Source organism: Pantoea latae, assembly GCF_002077695.1.
In the GTDB taxonomy this organism is placed as follows: Bacteria; Pseudomonadota; Gammaproteobacteria; order Enterobacterales; family Enterobacteriaceae; genus Pantoea; species Pantoea latae.
The window spans coordinates 59,051-78,031 of the sequence record NZ_MWUE01000006.1; the positions used below are offsets into that span (position 1 = coordinate 59,051).

Below are 18,981 nucleotides of genomic sequence, written 5' to 3' on the forward strand. Positions count from 1 at the left end.
CGGTTTCCCGGTCGTCACGTCAAAAATTCCTTATCGATCCCTTTCAGTATAAATCCATAAAATCATTGGCTTATAAAATATGGCCATTTTCTCGTCATCTGCCGTTATGCACTGTCATTGTGCAGTTACGCAACATCATATTAGGTTAACCCGCTGAGTTTACGGTAAAAAATTCCTTATAGCCGCCAGGCTGAGATGATTAATTCTTATGCTGAATCATTTCTGCATTTAAAAAATAAACAAATGTTTAATTCAGAGACGAGAATGTTATATTCAACAGACAAAGCATAACGTGCAGTTAACCTGCATCCCGCTTAAACGAACCTGAGTCTTAACCTTTAGGAAATAGCGCAACGCGCTCCCAAGAAGCGTGACTATTTCGCCTGCGAAACTGTTGAGCATCAGGTCAACAGAGAGAGGAGATGTCGCCTCATGTGCAAAACAGCTGTAAATCTTACGCTCGCAATGAGCGCCATTGGCATGGAAAAACCGCAGATGTCCGAGCGTAAAGAGGTGGACGTCCTGCTGATCGGCGCCGGCGTGATGAGCGCGACCCTGGGCGCCTGGCTACAGGAGCTGGAGCCGGACTGGACCATTGAGATGGTCGAGCGGCTGGAGAGCGTGGCGGAAGAGTCCTCCAATGGCTGGAACAACGCCGGCACCGGCCACGCCGCGCTGGCGGAGCTGAACTATACGCCGCAAAAGGCGGATGGCAGCATCGACATCAGCAAGGCGCTGGCGATCAACGAATCTTTCCAGATCTCCCGTCAGTTCCTGGCGTATCAGGTGCAAAAGGGCCATCTCCACTCGCCTGAACGTTTTATTAACAGCACGCCGCATATGAGCTTCGTCTGGGGCGACGAGAACGTGGCTTTCCTGCGCAAGCGCTACCAGGCGCTGCAGAAAAGCACGCTGTTCCGCGGCATGGCCTACTCCGAAGATCCGCAGCAGATTGCCGAGTGGATCCCGCTGGTGATGAAGAACCGCGACCGCCGGCAGAAAGTGGCGGCGACCTGGACGGAAATGGGCACCGACGTTAACTTTGGTGAAGTGACGCGTCAGCTGATCGCCTCGCTGGAGAAACGCTCCAGCTTCCGCCTGCGTCTGCGCCAGGAAGTGCGCGATCTCAAGCGCCTGAGCGACGGCCGCTGGCAGGCGACGCTGCATTCGCTGGCGACGGGCGAGAAGCGCCAGCTCACGGCGAAAAACATCTTTATCGGCGCAGGCGGCGCGGCGCTGCCGCTGCTGCAAAAAAGCGGCATTCCCGAGGTAGGCGGCTATGCGGGCTTCCCGGTCGGCGGCTCTTTCCTCGTGACCGAAAATCCAGACGTGGTACGCCAGCATATGGCGAAGGTATATGGCAAAGCCTCGGTCGGCGCGCCGCCGATGTCGGTGCCGCACGTCGATACCCGTGTGCTGGACGGTAAACGCGTGCTGCTGTTTGGCCCGTTCGCCACCTTCTCTACCAAATTCCTTAAACAGGGCTCGCTGCTCGATATGTTCGGCTCGATGAACAGCGGCAACCTGCTGCCGATGATGAACGTCGGGCTGAAAAGCTTCGATCTGGTGAAATATCTGGTCGATCAGGTGCTGCAGAGCGATGCCGATCGCATGGAGGCGCTGCGCGCCTACGTGCCGGATGCGCAGCCGGACGACTGGCGTCTGGTGACCGCGGGCCAGCGCGTGCAGATTATCAAGAAAGACGCCAAAGAGGGCGCCGTGCTGCGTCTCGGCACCGAAGTGGTCACCTCGCAGGACGGCACCATCGCTGCCCTGCTCGGCGCCTCGCCGGGCGCGTCGACTGCCGCGCCGATTATGCTGGAGCTGATGGCGAAGGCCTGGCCAGAGCAGATGGCCTCCACCGAATGGCAGAACCGCATTCGCGCGGTGGTGCCGTCATGGGGCCGCAAGCTCAACGGCGACGTCGCGCTGACGGAGAAAGTGCTGGCGGATACCAGCCGCGTACTCAAGCTCGCCTATACGCCGCCGGTAACGCCAAACGCCGCCAACGACGAAGCGCGCGAAACCGCGCACGTGGTCGGCAAGTAATCACGTTGTGACGACAATGCCCCGCTCGGCGGGGCTTTTTTATGGGCGGCGCAGCGCCCCGCGCCGTGACCGCGCCTGGTCGAGTGGCGGATTCTCTATTAGGGTTAATGAAACGCTTATTCCCCATCACGTTTCGCTAACCAGGAGAATGTCCGATGTCACAACCGACCGCTGCCAGCGATCTTCAGCTGCTGGATCGCTACTGGCGCGCCGCCAACTACCTTTCCGTCGGGCAGATCTACCTGATGGCGAACCCGCTGCTGCGCGAGCCGCTGCAGCCGGAACATATCAAGCCGCGCCTGCTGGGCCACTGGGGCACCACGCCGGGCCTTAACTTTATCTACGCGCACCTCAACCGCATTATCCGCCAGCGCGACCTGAACCTGATCTATATCTGCGGGCCGGGCCACGGCGGCCCCGGCATGGTGGCCAACACCTGGCTGGAGGGCAGCTACAGCGAAATCTACCCGCACGTCAGCCAGGATATTGACGGGATGCAGCGCCTGTTCAAGCAGTTCTCTTTTCCCGGCGGCATTCCCAGCCACGCCGCGCCGGAAACCCCGGGATCGATCAACGAAGGAGGCGAACTCGGCTATTCGCTGTCGCACGCCTTTGGCGCCGCCTTCGATAATCCCGATCTGATCGTGCCCTGCGTGATCGGCGACGGCGAGGCGGAAACCGGCCCGCTGGCGTCGAGCTGGCACGGCATTAAGTTTCTCAATCCCGCGCGCGACGGCGCGGTGCTGCCGATCCTGCATCTCAACGGCTATAAAATCGCCAACCCGACCATTCTGGGACGCGCCAGCGACGAGGATCTGCAGCAGCTGTTTAGCGGCTACGGCTACGAGCCGCTGTTTGTCAGCGGCCACGAACCGGAGCAGATGCATCAGCAGATGGCCGCTACACTGGAGCGCGCCTTCGATAACATCGCCGCTTATCAGCAGGCGGCGCGCGCAGGCGGCAAGCAGGAAGGGATCCCGCGCTGGCCGATGATCGTGATGCGCAGCCCGAAAGGCTGGACCGGCCCGCAGGAGGTGGACGGTAAAAAAGTCGAGGATTTCTGGCGCGCCCATCAGGTGCCGGTGGCGGCCTGCCGCGAGGATGCGGGACATCGCCAGATTCTGGAGCAGTGGCTGCGCAGCTATCAGCCGGACGATCTGTTTGACGAGCAGGGTCGGCTGAAGCCGGAGCTGCGCGCGCTGGCGCCGCAGGGCGACAAGCGCATGGGCGCCTCGCCGCACGCCAACGGCGGCCTGCTGCGCCGCGAGCTTAACACCCCTGATATCCGCGAGTTCGCCTTTGACGTGAAAGCGCCCGGCTCGCAGCTGGCGCAGGCCACCGAGCAGTTCGGCCGCTATCTGGCGGAGATTTTCGCGCGCAATCAGCATAATTTCCGCCTGTTCGGCCCCGATGAAACCGCCTCGAACCGTCTGACGCCGGTGTTCGACGTCACCAGCCGCACCTGGCTGGAGCCGATGAAACCCTACGACGAGCAGCTGGCGCGCGATGGCCGCGTGATGGAAATCCTCAGCGAGCATCAGTGTCAGGGCTGGCTGGAGGGCTATCTGCTGACCGGCCGTCATGGCCTGTTCAACTGCTACGAAGCCTTTATCCATATCGTCGATTCGATGTTCAACCAGCACGCCAAGTGGCTGAAGGTGACGCGCAAACTCGGCTGGCGCAAGCCGGTCTCGTCGCTCAACTATCTGCTCTCTTCTCACGTCTGGCGCCAGGATCACAATGGCTACAGCCACCAGGATCCCGGCTTTATGGATCACGTCGCCAATAAAAAAGCGGATATCGTGCGCATCTATCTGCCGCCGGACGCCAACACGCTGCTGTGGGTCGGCGATCACTGCCTGCGCACCTGGGATCGCATCAACGTGATCGTGGCGGGCAAGCAGCCGTCGGCGCAGTGGCTGGATATGGAGAGCGCTATCGCGCACTGCGAAGCGGGCATGGGCGAATGGCGCTGGGCGGGCACCACGCCGCAGGGCGAAGAGCCGGACGTGGTGATGGCGTGCGCCGGCGACGTGCCAACGCTGGAGACGCTGGCGGCGGTGGATCTGCTGCGCGGCTATCTGCCCGACCTGCGCATTCGCGTGGTGAACGTGGTCGATCTGATGGCGCTGCAGACCCAGGATCAGCATCCGCACGGCAAAAGCGAAGCGGAATTCGACGCGCTGTTCACCCTCGACAGGCCGGTGATTTTCGCCTTCCACGGCTATCCGGCGCTGGTGCATCGCCTGACCTATCAGCGCAACAACCATCGCAACTTCCACGTGCGCGGCTTCAACGAAGAGGGCACCACCACTACGCCGTTCGATATGACGGTGCTTAACGAGCTGGACCGCTATCATCTGGCGCAGGAGGCGATCCTGCGCGTGCCGGGGCTGGCGGATCGCCATCCTGAGCTGCTTGACGACCTGCAGGAGCGCATCGCCGAACACCATCGCTACGTGCGCGAATATGGCGAAGACGTGCCGGAGGTGCGCGGCTGGAAGTGGCCGTCAGAAACGGGCGACGGCGCGCCGGACTAACGCAGGGCGTCCGCCAGCATCCACAGCGTGGTGGCGACCAGCGAGAGCGCCATCACGCTGTTGAAGAGCTGACGCTTCCAGCGGGTCTGCAGATGCAGGCCCAGCCGATCGCCCAGCGCCGCCCAGATCAAAATGCAGGGCAAATTCACCAGCGCGAAGCCGAGCATCACCGGCAGCAGCCCGCTTTGCGCGCTCCAGAGCAGCGCCACGTTCGTGGCCATCAGCCAGGCTTTGGGATTGACCGCCTGAAAGCCGATAGCGCCAGCCACGGTCATCGGCTGCGCCTTCTCCCGCTGGGTCGGCGCGCCTGCCCGCCACAGCTTCCACGACAGCCAGATCAGATAGGCGCAGCCCGCCAGCGTCAGCGGCAGCCGAACGGCGCTCATCCAGCTCAGCAGGCACTCCAGCGCCAGCACCGCCAGCGCGTTTTGCAGTAGGCAGCCCAGCAGCACGCCGGAGATCATCGGCAGGGTGCGGCGCAGGCCGAAATTAACGCCGGAGGTTGCCAGCAGCAGGTTGTTGGGGCCGGGCGTAATAGACATCACGGTAACGTAGCTGAAAAAAGAGGGATCGAGCATGGCGCTATTCTCTGAAAGGAAACAGAGTTCTATGCTAGAGCGGGAAAAGAGTTGGTAACAGAGACACAAAATCACTATTGTTATGGTTACAGTTAACGATTTTTACAATTGTACCCATGCCGCGCGGAGGCTTTTGTGTCCCCTTCCTTATCAGACGATCGGCCGCTCTACCACCAGCTGGCCGATAGCTTCGCCGAAGCGATCCATCAGGGCACGCTCAAGCCCGGCAAGCGCCTTCCCGCGATTCGCCGCGTGGCGCAGACGCGTCAGATCAGTATCAATACCGTGCTCAATGCCTGGCAGCTGCTGGAAGATCGCGGCCTGATCGAGGCGCGGCCGCAGTCGGGCTACTACGTGCGCAGCGTGCTGCCCGCGGTGACGCCGCCGGCGCCGCACCGCGCACGCATCAAAGATCCGAGCAGCGAAAAGCTCGACCTGATCGACCAGGTCTTCGCCGCGCAGAACCATCCCGACTACATCAATATCTCCCTTGCCTGTCCGCAGGACGGCGAGCTGTATCCCTCGGCGCGCCTGGGCCGTATTACCGCCTCGCTGCTGCGGCGCAGCCCCGATCTTATCGGCCGCTATGCGCTTCCGCCAGGAAGTGAGCGCTTACGGGAGGAGATCGCGCGCCGCGCGCTGCATGGGGGCATGTCGCTGACCAGCGACGCCATCACCCTGACCCACGGCTGTATGGAGGCGCTGCAGCTGGCGCTGCGCGCGGTCACGCAGCCGGGCGACTGCGTCGGGCTGGAGTCGCCGACCTACTTTTTCCTGTTTCCGCTGCTGGCGTCGCTGGGGCTGAAGGCGCTGGAGATCCCCACCGATCCGCAGCACGGGCTTTCGCTCGACGCGCTGGAGATGCTGCTGCAGGAGAAGCGCATTCAGGCGCTGATCGCCATGCCGAGCGCGCAAAACCCGCTCGGCTGCTGCATGTCGCGCCAGAACAAACAGCGGCTGGCGACGTTAGTCAACGCTTACCAGGTGCCGCTGCTGGAGGACGGGCTGTATGACGAGCTGCAGTTCGACTGGCCGCTCTCCCCCGCCGTGAAGTCGTTCGATAGCGACGGCTGGGTGATTTACTGCACCAGCTTTACCAAAACCGTCGCGCCGGACTTCCGCATCGGCTGGATCGCCGCGGGCCGCTTCCATGAGGCGGTCGCCCGTCTGAAAGCGGTCTCCTCAATGGCGGAATCGCGCCTGCTGTCAGAAACCCTGGCGGAATTTCTCGCCAACGGCGGTTACGATCACCATCTGCGCACGCTGCGCCGCCGCTACGCCGCCAATATGGATGAGGCGCGCGGCCTGATCGCCCGCTATTTCCCGCAGGGCACGCGCGCCACGCTGCCGCGCGGCGGGTTTGTGTTTTGGGTGGAACTGCCGCAGCGGGTCGATACGGTGGCGATGTTCCGTCGCCTGTTGCAGGAACAGATCTGCGTGACGCCCGGCGCGCTCTATTCGCTCAGCGAGCGCTATAACCACGCGCTGCGGCTCTCCTGCTGCTATCCGTTTGACGAACGCTACACCTGGGCGCTGAAGCGCACCGGCGCCATCGCCTGCGAGCTGGCGGGTCTGGCGCCAGGTAACGATCAGGGCTTGCCGTTGCGGCCCCAGACGGTGTAAGGCGTACGTTCGGTGAGGCGTTCGTAGTAGTTGCGCACCGCCGGCAGGTTGGGATGATCCAGCGGAGTTTCGAACCAGCGATTGACCGCCAGCCCGACGCCGATATCCGCCAGCGTAAAGTTGCGGCCTGCGACGTAGCGTCCGGTTTTCTCCAGCTGCTGGTTGAGAATGCCCATGGTGTGCGTCCAGCCCTTGCAGGCCGCCGCCAGCAGGCGCGGATCCTGATGCGCGGGGGAATTGCGCACCAGCGACATAAAGGCGTAGCGCCACGAGGTGTTGAGTTCGGTGGACTGCCAGTCCATCCACTGGTCAATCGGCGCGCGGGCGCGCGGGTTTTGCGGATAGAGCCAGTCGCCTTCGTAGGCGTTCGCGATATAGCGCAAAATCGCGTTCGACTCCCACATCACGAAGTCGTCGTCGATCAGCACCGGGATAAGCGCGTTGGGGTTCAGCGCGAGAAATTCCGGTTTGCGCAGGGAGTCGGGTTCGGTGCCCCACGCTTCGTGGTCATAGTCGAGATCCAGTTCATCGCAGAGCCAGAGCACTTTGCGCACGTTGATCGACGAGTCGCGCCCAAGAATTTTCAGCATAACGGTCTCCTGCAGCAATTGTTAACATATTGATAACCCTGTCAGGCGATAAACGCAAATCCCGGGCGCGGAAATGCCCTGTTGAGAAAGGAGTAGTCATGAAAGTCGCGTTTAAGCAAGTTGATGTCTTTACCTCGCTGGCGTTTAACGGCAATCCGCTGGCGGTGATCATGGATGCGCAAGGTCTGAGCGACGAGCAGCTTCAGGCTATCGCCCGCTGGACCAATCTGTCGGAAACCACCTTTGTGCTGCCGCCGCAGCATCCGCAGGCCGACTACCGCGTGCGCATCTTTACCGTCGAGGGCGAGCTGCCGTTTGCCGGACATCCCACACTGGGCACGGCGCACGCGCTGCTGGAAGCGGGCTGGCCGACAAAAACGCCGGGCAGGATGGTGCAGGAGTGCGGCGTCGGCAACGTCACTATTGATATCACCGCCGACGGCTCGCTGGCGTTCGCCGCGCCGGAGGCGACAATTACCCCTTTTACCGACGCGCTGATGGGCAACGCACTCAACTGCGAGCGGTTCGACACCACGCAGACGCCGGTGGTGGTGGATATGGGCATTCGCTGGCTGCTGGTGCCGATGATCAGCGCCGAGGCGGTGCTGGCGATTAAACCTGCCGTGAACGATTTACAGCGCCTGATCGCCCATGCGGGCGCCACCGGCGTGATGCCGTTCGGCCCGCTGCCGCAGGGCGAGAGCGAGCAGTATGAGGTGCGCGGCCTGCTGGTCGAGAACAACAGCCTGACGGAAGATCCTATTACCGGCAGCGCCAACGCCTGTCTGGCGCGCTATTTTGCCGCCCAGGGCCAGCAGCGGGATTACCGGACGCGTCAGGGCACGGCGATCCAGCGTCAGGGACGGGTATCGGTGCGCTTCGAGGGCGACCAGATCTGGATCGGCGGCAAGACGGTGACGGTGATTGACGGCACCATCGCGCTGTAGGCCTGCAGTCCCCGCGCGGGTTATAACGCCTGGCCGCCTGACGCCTCAATGCGCTGCGCCGTGATCCAGCCGCTCTCCTCGCTAAGGATGGCGCTGATGGCGTCGCCGATATCATCCGGCTGGCCCACGCGGCCCAGCGCGGTCAGCGCCGCGATGGTGTCGTTGATCTCTTTGTTGTCGCGCACGCGACCGCCGCCAAAGTCGGTTTCGATGGCGCCCGGTGCCAGGATATTGACGCGAATGCGGCGTTCGCCCAGCTCTTTCGCCTGATAGCGCGTCAGCACCTCCATCGCGCCTTTTACCGAGGCGTAGGTGGCGGAACCGGGATAGGTCATGCGCGTCAGGCCGCTGGAGATATTCAGAATGCGTCCGCCGTCGTTAATCAGCGGCAGCAGCTTCTGCGTCAGAAAATAGGGCCCTTTAAAGTGAACGTTGACCAGCGCGTCAAACTCCTCCTCCGTGGTCTCGCGAAAGGGCTTATAGTGACCATGTCCGGCGTTGTTGATTAAATAGTCAAAGCGCTCGCGCTGCCACTGCTTTTGCAGCGCCGCTTTCACCTCGGTGACAAAGCCGTCGAACTGGCGGCTGTCGCCGACATCCAGCGGTAGCGCGGCCGCGCGGCCGCCCAGCGCTGTGATTTCAGCGACCACCGCCTCCGCTTCGTCGCGATGGCTGCGGTAGGTAAAAAGGATATCAACGCCCTTTGCGGCCAGTTTTAGCGCCGCATTCTTGCCTAAACCACGATTTGCGCCGGTAATTACAGCAATTTTGTTAGACATGTTTCGATCCTGTTGAGAAATTGAACACAGGATCAGCATATTCCCGAATAATTGATCTATAAACGCATGGGAATACGCCGCACTGTTTCACTTACAACAACAATCGGTGAACAACATGGATAAAATTCACGCAATGCAGGTTTTTGTGCGGGTGGCGGAGATGGGCAGTTTTACCCGCGCGGCGGAAAGCCTTGGCCTGCCGAAAGGCAGCGTGTCGCGCCAGCTGCAGGCGCTGGAAAATCAGATGGGTACCCGACTGCTGCACCGCACCACGCGCCGCGTGCAGCTGACGCAGGATGGGCTGGTCTACTACGACCGCTGCCTCGATCTGCTGTCGATGCTCGACGATATGGACAGTTTGTTTCAGCACGATCCCGCCACGCTCAGCGGCAAGCTGCGCGTCGATATGTCGGTGGCGATGGCGACCGGTTTTATCCTGCCGCGCCTGCCGGAATTTCTGCAGCACTACCCTGGGATAGAGATTGAGCTGAGCAGCAGCGACCGCATGGTAGATGTGATCCGTGAAGGTTTCGACTGCGTCATCCGCGTCGGCGAGCTAAAAGACTCCGGCCTGATTGCGCGCAAAATCGGCACCTACACCTTAATCAACTGCGCCAGCCCCGGCTACCTCTCCCGCTTCGGCATGCCGACGAGGCTGGAGGCGCTCTCGTCTCACGCCATGGTGCACTACACCCAACAGCTCGGCCAGCCGTCGCCCGGCTTTGAATATTTTGACGGCAAACAGTGCCACTACGTGCAGACCGGCGGCGTTGTCACCGTCAACAGCACCGAAACCTATCGCGCCGCCTGTCTGGCCGGGCTGGGCATTATTCAGGTGCCGGCGATGGGCATCTATCCGCTGCTGGAGTCTGGCCAGCTGGTGGAGGTGCTGCACGCCTTCCCGGCGAAGCCGATGCCGATTTCGCTGCTCTATCCCCATCGGCGCAACGTGGCGCGCCGGGTGCGCGTATTTATGGAGTGGCTGAGTCAGGTACTGCAGGAGTATGTCACCTGAGCGGCTATAATTGCTTTTTTATGTTAAGCAGGATGACAACTGTCTATGACGGACAAACAGGAACATGCTACCCATTCCGAGCAGCCCAAACCGCTGATTGATATTCAGACCGGCAATAAAACCGTCGACGGCTCGATTCGTCGCGTCTCGCGTTTTGCCGCCTGGTTTCAGGCCATCCCGGCCGTGGCGCACTTTATTCGCGCGCTGGAGCGCTTTAACGATCGTCTCGGCAGCCAGTTCGGCGCCGCCATCACCTACTTCTCGTTTTTATCGCTGATCCCGATCTTAATGGTCTCGTTCGCCGCCGTGGGTTTTGTGCTGGCGTCGAATCAGGATCTGCTGTCGGAGCTGATCAACAAGATCGTCAGCGGCATCAGCGATCCCACGCTCGCCACCACGCTGAAGAATACGGTGAATACCGCGATTCAGCAGCGCGCCACCGTCGGCATCACCGGTCTGCTGCTGGCGCTCTACTCCGGCATCAACTGGATGGGCAACCTGCGTGAAGCGGTGCGCGCCCAGTCGCGCGACGTCTGGGAGCGCAAGCCGGACGATCAGGAGAAGTTCTGGAAAAAATATCTGCGTGACCTTATCTCACTGATCGGCCTGATGCTGGCGCTGGTGATCACCCTGTCGCTGACCTCTATCGCCGGCGCGGCGCAGGCGGCGATCGTCAACGCGCTGGGGCTGGCGGATATCGAGTGGCTGCGCCCGGCGATGACCGCCATCGCGCTGGCGATTTCGATTATGGCCAACTATTTGTTGTTCCTGTGGATTTTCTGGATCCTGCCGCGCCACAAGCCGCGCAAGAAAGCGCTGTTTCGCGGCACGCTGCTGGCGGCTATCGGCTTTGAGGTGATCAAGTTCGTGATGACGCTGACGCTGCCGAAGCTGGCCTCGTCGCCCTCCGGCGCGGCCTTTGGCTCCGTGCTCGGCCTGATGGCGTTTTTCTATTTCTTTGCGCGCCTGACGCTGTTTTGCGCCGCCTGGATCGCCACCGCGAAATATAAGGACGATCCGCAGCTGCCGGAAGGCGGACGTAAAAAAGGTTACTAGTAGCGAAAAATTTCTCCCTTCGGCTGTTTTTTAGCCAACCAGCAGGATGAATAGCTGAAGGGTCACTTTTATTTCCCCGTTTTATAGAGATTCCCGCTGCAAAAGGCGGGCTTCTCCCTGCCTTAATCCACGCATTCCATGCCAGCACAAATTATTCACTTTTTCGCCGAAAAAGCCCGTTCTGGCGCGGTTTATCGCCGTTGAATGCGGCATGACAGGTGCGTAATATTCCCTGTCTCTATTTACAATTAAGAAACAGTTATGCAAGCCTCCATCACAGAACCTCTGAAAAAGTCACAAGACGATACGCCAGTGAACTCTCGCGGCAAAGTCGTGGTGGCCTCGCTGGTCGGTACGGCGATTGAATTCTTCGATTTCTATATTTACGCCACCGCGGCGGTGATCGTTTTCCCGCATATTTTCTTCCCGCAGGGCGATAACACCGTGGCGACGCTGCAGTCGCTGGCGACCTTCGCCATCGCCTTTGTGGCGCGTCCGATCGGCTCCGCGCTGTTTGGCCACTTCGGCGACCGCGTGGGACGTAAGGCGACGCTGGTCGCCTCGCTGCTGACCATGGGCGTCTCTACCGTGGTGATCGGCCTGCTGCCGGGTTATCAGTCGATTGGCGTGGCGGCCCCGCTGCTGCTGGCGCTGGCGCGTTTTGGCCAGGGGCTTGGCCTCGGCGGCGAATGGGGCGGCGCGGCGCTGCTGGCGACGGAAAACGCCCCGGCGAAAAAACGCGCGCTCTACGGCTCCTTCCCGCAGCTTGGCGCGCCGATCGGCTTCTTCTTTGCCAACGGCACCTTTCTGCTGCTCTCCTGGCTGCTGACCGACGAGCAGTTTATGCAGTGGGGCTGGCGCGTGCCCTTTATTCTCTCGGCGGTGCTGGTGATTATCGGCCTTTACGTGCGCGTTTCGCTGCATGAAAGCCCGGTGTTCGCGAAGGTGCAGAAAGAGAAAAAACAGGTGCGCGTGCCGATCGCCGCGCTGCTGAGTAAGCATCTGACGGCGACCATTCTCGGCACCTTTATCATGCTGGCGACCTACACGCTGTTCTACATTATGACCGTCTACTCGATGAGCTACGGCACCGCGCCGGCGCCGGCGGGTCTCGGCTTCTCGCGCAACAGCTTCCTGTGGATGCTGATGATGGCGGTGATCGGCTTCGGCGTGATGGTGCCAATCGCCGGACTGCTGGCGGATCGCTTCGGCCGTCGTAAAACCATGATTACGATTACGCTGCTGATTATCGGCTTCGCCTTCCTGTTCCCGTCGATGCTGGGCTCGGGTTCGCAGGCGCTGGTGATGGCGTTCCTGCTGCTCGGCCTGAGCGTGATGGGGCTGACCTTCGGCCCGATGGGCGCCCTGCTGCCGGAGCTGTTCCCGACCGAAGTGCGTTATACCGGCGCCTCGTTCTCCTATAACCTGTCGTCGATTCTCGGCGCCTCGGTTGCGCCCTATATCGCTACCTGGCTGAACGCTAATTACGGCCTGCAGGCGGTGGGCTACTATCTGGCGGCGATGGCGGCGCTGACGCTGATCGCGCTGATCGCCTGCAAAGAGACGCGCCACCAGACGCTGTACGAAGCGGTGTAACCCACATCAACAAACCCGGCTCAGGCCGGGTTTCTCGCTATGTTATAGTGGCTCTCTTCCCGGTATGCAGGAAAAGAGCCATGGCGACGGCAGCGCACCTGATCAGCAACACCCTTCCCAGCGTTAAACAGCTTCAGTGTTTTCTCGCCGTGGCGCACGAGCTGAATTTTCGCCGCGCCGCCGAACGCCTCAGCATGACCCAGCCGCCGCTGACGCGGCAGATCCAGAGTCTTGAAGCGCTGCTGCGCCAGCCGCTGTTCAGCCGCAGCACTCACGCGGTGAGTTTGACCGAGGCGGGACGCGCGCTGGTCGGCAAAGCGGAGAAAATTCTCGCCGATCTTGACGCCCTTAGCGCTGATTCCCTTTCCCGCCAGCATCGGCTGCGCATCGGACTGACCCGCACGCTGGACTTTACGCGCATCGCGCCGGTCGCCGCGCGGCTGGCGTTGCTGGACAGCGGTGATGAGATCGATTCGCCCGATCTGACCTCGGCCCAGCTGCTGCAATGTCTGGCGCAGCAGACGCTGGATCTGGTGTTGACCGGAGAGAAAGGCGCAGGCGACGAGCAAGGCGTGCAGTATCGCTGGATCTGCCGCGAGCCGCTGCTTGTCGCGCTGCCCGCCCGGCATCCCGCCAGCCGGCAGGAAAGCGTCTCGCTAAACGACCTCAGCGGCCTGCCGCTGTTCTGGTTTGCCAGACGCGCCAATCCCGCCTTTTATGACAAGTGCGAACAGCTTTTCGCCCAGCTGAAAACGCCGCTGACAAAGCGCAAAGAGCCGGAGGATTCGCTGACGATGCTGTCGCATATCGCCCGCGGTAAAGGCTTCGCGCTGCTGCCGCAGTCAAAGTGCGCCTTTGCTCAGGCAGGCTTGTGTTACCGGCCGCTGCCCGACAGGGAAGCGCAGCAGCTGGCTATCGACGTCTACGCCGCCACGCGCCGTCACGACGCGCGCGCTGTGCTGCTGCAGGCGCTGAACACCCTGAGCGACAGCGCGCCTTAATACCTTTTCGGCATCACAAAAATGGCAATTCCCTGCTGCGCCGGCGGGTGAAAGAATCAGCGCAGGCAAACAGGAGGGATTATGCAAACGCGATTCTTAGCAAAAGACCTGGCGGTCAGCGCCATCGGCTATGGCGCCATGGGCCTCAGCGAATTCTACGGCGCGACGGATGAGGCGCAGTCGCTGCGCGTTCTCCACCAGCTTATCGATCTGGATCAGACCTTTATTGATACGGCGGACCAGTATGGCCGCGGCCACAATGAAACGCTGATCGGCCGCTTTCTGGCCGGGCTGGAGAGCGCCGCGCGCAGCCGGTTCAGGGTCGCCACCAAGTGCGGCATCGAGCGCGCGCCAGAGGAGGCGTATAGCCGCACCATCAACAACCGGCCTGACTACATCACCCGCTGCTGCCACGACTCGCTAAAGCGGCTGGGCGTCGAGCGCATCGATCTGTTCTATCTTCACCGCGTCAGCCAGGCGACGCCGATTGAAGAGAGCATGGCGTGCCTGAGCCAGCTGGTGAAGGAGGGCAAGATAAACCACATCGGGCTTTGCGAAGTCTCGGCCGCCACCCTGCGCCGCGCGCACGCCGTTCATCCCGTCGCCGCGCTGCAGACAGAGTACTCGCTGTGGACGCGCGACGTTGAGCAGGCGATCCTGCCCACGGTAAAAGCGCTGGACGTCGGGCTTGTGGCCTATTCGCCGCTGGGCCGCGGCTTCCTGACCGGCAAATATCGCCACAACAGCGATTTTGCCGATGGGGACTTTCGCCAGCACAATCCGCGCTTTCAGCAGGCGAGCCTCGATCATAATGCGGCCTTGCTGGACGCGGTGCGTCCGCTGGCGGAGAAGTATCGCTGCACGCCCGGCCAGATTGCGCTCGCCTGGCTGCTGGCGCAGTACCACAGGCTGGTGCCGATCCCCGGCACGAAACAGATCGACTATCTGACTGAAAACGCGCAGGCGGCAGAGATAAGGCTGGAAGAGGCGGACGTGGCGCTGCTCAACACCCTCCACCAGCGCGTTGAGGTGCAGGGAGCGCGCTATACGGAAGAAGGGATGAAAGGCGTAAACGCCTGAAAGGAAAAACCCCGGCAGGCCGGGGTTTTATCAGTGCTGAAAAAGGTGGCGCGCGTGGCTTAGCTGGCGACGGCGATACGCTTCATGTCGGTCATATAACCGCGCAGCTTACGGCCAACCGCTTCGATCGGATGCTGGCGAATCGCTTCGTTGACGTCGCGCAGCTGCGCGTTATCAACCTGGGTGCCTTCGATCGCTTTGCCCAGGTCGCCCGGCTGCAGCTGAGTCATAAACTCTTTCAGCAGCGGCACCGCGGCGAAGGAGAAGAGATAGTTACCGTACTCGGCGGTGTCGGAGATCACCACGTTCATTTCATACAGACGCTTACGCGCGATGGTGTTGGCGATCAGCGGCAGCTCGTGCAGCGACTCATAGTAGGCGGACTCTTCAATAATGCCTGCGTCGACCATGGTTTCAAACGCCAGCTCAACGCCCGCTTTCACCATCGCCACCATCAGAACGCCTTTGTCGTAGTACTCCTGCTCGTCGATTTTGCCGTCGAACTGCGGCGCGGTTTCAAACGCGGTTTTGCCGGTCTCTTCGCGCCAGGTCAGCAGGTTTTTGTCGTCGTTGGCCCAGTCAGCCATCATGCCTGACGAGAATTCGCCGGAGATGATGTCATCCATATGCTTCTGGAACAGCGGCGCCATGATGGTTTTCAGCTGCTCTGACAGCGCATAAGCGCGCAGTTTCGCCGGGTTAGAGAGGCGATCCATCATCAGCGTGATGCCGCCGAACTTCAGGGATTCGGTAATGGTTTCCCAGCCGAACTGGATCAGTTTTTCGGTGTAGGCCGCATCGTGACCTTCCGCCACCAGCTTGTCGAAGCAGAGCAGCGAACCGGCCTGCAGCATGCCGCACAGAATGGTCTGCTCGCCCATCAGGTCAGACTTCACTTCCGCGACGAAAGAGGATTCCAGCACGCCCGCGCGGTCGCCGCCGGTGGCTGCGGCCCAGGCCTTGGCAATCGCCATGCCTTCGCCTTTCGGGTCGTTTTCCGGGTGCACGGCGATCAGCGTCGGCACGCCGAATCCGCGCTTGTACTCTTCGCGCACTTCGGTGCCCGGGCATTTCGGCGCCACCATCACCACGGTGATGTCTTTACGGATGGTTTCACCCACTTCAACGATGTTGAAGCCGTGCGAGTAGCCCAGCGCCGCGCCATCTTTCATCAGCGGCTGCACCGCCTGCACCACGGCAGAGTGCTGCTTGTCCGGCGTCAGGTTCACCACCAGGTCAGCCTGCGGGATCAGCTCTTCATAGGTGCCGACCTTAAAGCCGTTCTCGGTGGCTTTGCGCCAGGAGGCGCGCTTCTCGGCGATCGCTTCGGCGCGCAGCGCATAAGCGACGTCCAGACCAGAGTCACGCATGTTCAGGCCCTGGTTAAGGCCCTGCGCGCCACAGCCCACAATGACCACTTTTTTCCCTTTCAGGAAGCTGGCGCCGTCGGCGAATTCATCGCGCGCCATAAAGCGACATTTGCCTAACTGCGCTAACTGGTTGCGCAGATTCAGTGTGTTGAAGTAGTTAGCCATGGGGCACTCCGGTCAGATGTTGTGTTTGTTTTTGTCCTGTAACGGCGTAAACAGCAGCGCCGCGAATGACCCCATCATATGACAGGAAATCTGTTGCTTAAATTGATATATTAGCAAGGTCACATTGCAGAATTTGCAACGCTACGGGAGAGGTCAAGGCGCATGGATTTACGAGATTTAAAGCTGTTTCTTCATCTGGCTGAAAGCTGCCACTTTGGCCGCACTGCGCGCGCCATGCACGTCAGTCCGTCCACGCTGTCGCGCCAGATCCAGCGCCTTGAAGAGGATGTGGGGCACGCGCTGTTTCTGCGCGACAACCGCACCGTCACTCTGACCGAAGCGGGCGAGCGTCTGCGCCAGTTCGCGCAGCAGACGCTGTTGCAGTATCAGCAGCTGCGCCACGTGATGGATCTTAACGGCCCGTCGCTGAGCGGCGAACTGCGCCTGTTCTGTTCGGTGACGGCCGCCTACAGCCACCTGCCGCCGATTCTGGATCGCTTTCGCGCCGAGCATCCGCAGGTGGAGATTAAGCTGACTACCGGCGACGCCGCCGACGCCATTGAAATGGTGCAGTCCGGCGAGGCGGATCTGGCGATCGCCGGGCGGCCCGAGTCGCTGCCCGCCAGCATCGACTTTACGCCGCTGGGCCTGATCCCGCTGGTGCTGATCGCCCCGGCGCTGCCCTGTCCGGTGCGCAGCCAGGCGACCCAGCCGTCGCCCGACTGGGCGCAGATCCCCTTTATCCTGCCCGATCAGGGTCCGGCACGACGCGGCATCGATCTCTGGTTTCGTCGTCACCGTATTCCCAATCCGCAAATCTACGCCACGGTTTCCGGCCATGAGGCGATTGTGTCGATGGTGGCGCTCGGCTGCGGCATCGCGCTGCTGCCGGACGTGGTGCTGGAGAATAGCCCGGAGCCGGTGCGCAATCGCGTGCTGACGCTGGAGAATGTGGAGTCGGTGGCGCCGCTGGAGCTGGGCGTCTGCGTACAAAAAAAGCGGCTCGGAGAGCCGCTGATTCACGCCTTCTGGCACCTGCTGTAATTACTGCCCGGCGAGGAAGAAACGGAATGCCGGGTTATTGGCTTCGTCGTGGAAGTCGTAGCCCAGCTCGGTGAGATGCGACTCAAAGCGCGGTTCGTTGTCGCCGATTTCAAACGCCGCCAGCACGCGACCGTAATCGGTGCCGTGGCTGCGATAGTGAAACAGCGAAATATTCCAGTGCGTGCCGAGGGTTTGCAGGAACTTCAGCAGCGCGCCCGGCGCCTCCGGGAACTCGAAGCTAAACAGCCGTTCGCGCAGCGGCTTCGACGGACGGCCGCCCACCATGTAGCGCACGTGCAGCTTCGCCATCTCGTCGTCGGAGAGATCCACCACCTGATAGCCGCCCTGAATCAGCTGGCTGATTATCTCGCCGCGCTCCTCCAGCCCGCGCGTCAGACGCACGCCGACGAAGATGCAGGCGTTGTCGGCGTCGGCGTAGCGGTAGTTGAACTCGGTCACCGCGCGTCCGCCCAGCGTCTGACAGAACTTCAGGAAGCTGCCCTGCTGTTCCGGGATGGTCACCGCCAGCAGCGCTTCGCGCTGTTCGCCCAGCTCGCAGCGCTCGGAAACATAGCGCAGGCCGTGGAAGTTGACGTTGGCGCCTGAAAGAATATGCGCCAGCCGCTCGCCTTTGATGTCGTGCTGCTGGATATATTTCTTCATGCCCGCCAGCGCCAGCGCGCCTGACGGCTCCGCCACCGCGCGCACGTCTTCAAACAGATCTTTCATCGCCGCGCAGATGGCGTCGCTGTCGACGGTGATGATGTCGTCGAGATATTCCTGACACAGGCGGAAGGTTTCGCTGCCGATGCGCTTCACCGCCACGCCTTCGGCGAACAGCCCGACGCGCGGCAGATCCACCGGCTCGCCCGCTTCAAGCGCCGCTTTCAGGCAGGCGGAGTCTTCCGACTCCACCGCGATCACCTTGATTTGCGGCATCAGCTGTTTGATCAGCACCGCCACGCCCGCTGCCAGGCCGCCACCGCCCACCGGCACGAAGACGCGATCGAGATGCGCGTCCTGCTGCAGCAGCTCCATCGCCAGCGTGCCCTGACCGGCGATTACCGCCGGATGGTCAAACGGCGGCACGAAGGTGTAGCCCTGCTGCTCCGCCAGCTCGATCGCTTTGGCTTTCGCCTCGTCGAAGTTAGCGCCGAAGAGATAAGCCTCACCGCCAAATGCGCGCACTGCATCCACCTTGATGTCTGCCGTGGCTACCGGCATCACAATCAGCGATTTGATGCCGAGCCGGCTGGCGGAGAGCGCCACGCCCTGCGCGTGGTTGCCGGCCGACGCCGTTACCACGCCGCGCGCTTTCTGCTCTTCGTCTAGTCCGGCGATCATCGCGTAGGCGCCGCGCAGCTTGAAGCTGTGCACCGGCTGCCGATCCTCGCGCTTCACCAGAATGGTGTTGCCGAGACGCGATGAAATCTTTTCCATTTTTTGCAGCGGCGTCACCTGTGCGACTTCATACACCGGTGAGCGCAGCACGGCGCGCAGATATTCCGCGCCGCAGGGCGACGCAGGTAGCGGTTGAGCCTCAGCCAT

15 protein-coding genes are annotated in these 18,981 nt (G+C 61.5%); 10 read left to right on the top strand and 5 right to left on the bottom strand.

Features of this window, described 5'->3' with window-relative positions; genetic code table 11:
* Positions 1-432 precede the first annotated feature (432 nt).
* Together mqo and B2J69_RS04325 are read left to right on the top strand one after the other, a co-directional pair.
* On the top strand, positions 433-2,049 hold the full coding sequence (gene mqo, locus B2J69_RS04320) for a malate dehydrogenase (quinone) (RefSeq protein ID WP_081136768.1): 1,617 nt from the start codon (positions 433-435) through the stop codon (positions 2,047-2,049).
* Between the two features lie 155 nt (positions 2,050-2,204).
* Positions 2,205-4,589, top strand: coding sequence for a phosphoketolase family protein (locus B2J69_RS04325; protein ID WP_081136770.1), 2,385 nt, complete (start codon positions 2,205-2,207; stop codon positions 4,587-4,589).
* On the opposite strand, the gene B2J69_RS04330 is transcribed toward B2J69_RS04325, so the two are convergent.
* Positions 4,586-5,167 (bottom strand): LysE family translocator, encoded by a 582-nt coding sequence (locus tag B2J69_RS04330; protein ID WP_081136772.1) that lies wholly within the window; start codon positions 5,165-5,167, stop codon positions 4,586-4,588. The two genes, B2J69_RS04325 and B2J69_RS04330, sit on opposite strands and share 4 nt — an antisense overlap.
* Before the next feature lie 135 nt (positions 5,168-5,302).
* Here B2J69_RS04330 and B2J69_RS04335 point away from each other — a divergent pair, with 135 nt between their 5' ends.
* Positions 5,303-6,790: an aminotransferase-like domain-containing protein gene (locus tag B2J69_RS04335; RefSeq protein ID WP_081136774.1), complete on the top strand. Its 1,488-nt coding sequence runs from the start codon at positions 5,303-5,305 to the stop codon at positions 6,788-6,790.
* Here B2J69_RS04335 and B2J69_RS04340 read toward each other — a convergent pair.
* A complete protein-coding gene (locus B2J69_RS04340) occupies positions 6,757-7,380 on the bottom strand; it encodes a glutathione S-transferase family protein (RefSeq protein WP_081136776.1) in 624 nt (207 codons plus the stop codon). The genes B2J69_RS04335 and B2J69_RS04340 overlap by 34 nt on opposite strands.
* Before the next feature lie 98 nt (positions 7,381-7,478).
* Between B2J69_RS04340 and B2J69_RS04345 the strand changes: the two genes are divergently transcribed.
* Positions 7,479-8,327 carry a PhzF family phenazine biosynthesis protein gene (locus tag B2J69_RS04345; RefSeq protein ID WP_081136778.1) on the top strand — a complete coding sequence of 283 codons (849 nt, stop codon included), beginning with the start codon at positions 7,479-7,481 and terminating at the stop codon, positions 8,325-8,327.
* Positions 8,328-8,347: 20 nt separating this feature from the next.
* Here the strand turns inward: B2J69_RS04345 and B2J69_RS04350 are convergent, their stop codons facing one another.
* The gene (locus tag B2J69_RS04350) at positions 8,348-9,106 is read right to left on the bottom strand and encodes an SDR family NAD(P)-dependent oxidoreductase (protein ID WP_081136780.1); all 759 of its coding nucleotides are present in this window, start codon (positions 9,104-9,106) and stop codon (positions 8,348-8,350) included.
* A 115-nt stretch (positions 9,107-9,221) separates the two neighbouring features.
* On the opposite strand from B2J69_RS04350, the gene B2J69_RS04355 reads away from it, so the two are divergent.
* From B2J69_RS04355 to B2J69_RS04375, 5 genes are all read left to right on the top strand, one after another.
* Entirely contained in the window at positions 9,222-10,121 is a 900-nt protein-coding gene (locus B2J69_RS04355) for a LysR family transcriptional regulator (RefSeq protein WP_081136808.1), read from the top strand.
* Between the two features lie 45 nt (positions 10,122-10,166).
* Positions 10,167-11,177, top strand: coding sequence for an inner membrane protein YhjD (yhjD, locus tag B2J69_RS04360; RefSeq protein ID WP_081136783.1), 1,011 nt, complete (start codon positions 10,167-10,169; stop codon positions 11,175-11,177).
* Positions 11,178-11,438: 261 nt separating this feature from the next.
* Entirely contained in the window at positions 11,439-12,773 is a 1,335-nt protein-coding gene (locus B2J69_RS04365) for an MFS transporter (RefSeq protein ID WP_081136785.1), read from the top strand.
* Between the two features lie 80 nt (positions 12,774-12,853).
* Entirely contained in the window at positions 12,854-13,774 is a 921-nt protein-coding gene (locus B2J69_RS04370) for a LysR family transcriptional regulator (protein WP_081136787.1), read from the top strand.
* A gap of 81 nt (positions 13,775-13,855) precedes the next feature.
* On the top strand, positions 13,856-14,854 hold the full coding sequence (locus B2J69_RS04375; protein ID WP_081136788.1) for an aldo/keto reductase: 999 nt from the start codon (positions 13,856-13,858) through the stop codon (positions 14,852-14,854).
* A gap of 59 nt (positions 14,855-14,913) precedes the next feature.
* Here B2J69_RS04375 and ilvC read toward each other — a convergent pair whose 3' ends face one another.
* Positions 14,914-16,389, bottom strand: coding sequence for a ketol-acid reductoisomerase (gene ilvC / locus B2J69_RS04380; protein ID WP_081136790.1), 1,476 nt, complete (start codon positions 16,387-16,389; stop codon positions 14,914-14,916).
* Positions 16,390-16,551: 162 nt separating this feature from the next.
* On the opposite strand from ilvC, the gene ilvY reads away from it, so the two are divergent.
* Entirely contained in the window at positions 16,552-17,433 is an 882-nt protein-coding gene (ilvY, locus tag B2J69_RS04385) for an HTH-type transcriptional activator IlvY (RefSeq protein WP_081136792.1), read from the top strand.
* Here the strand turns inward: ilvY and ilvA are convergent, their stop codons facing one another.
* On the bottom strand, positions 17,434-18,981 hold the full coding sequence (gene ilvA, locus B2J69_RS04390) for a threonine ammonia-lyase, biosynthetic (protein ID WP_081136794.1): 1,548 nt from the start codon (positions 18,979-18,981) through the stop codon (positions 17,434-17,436).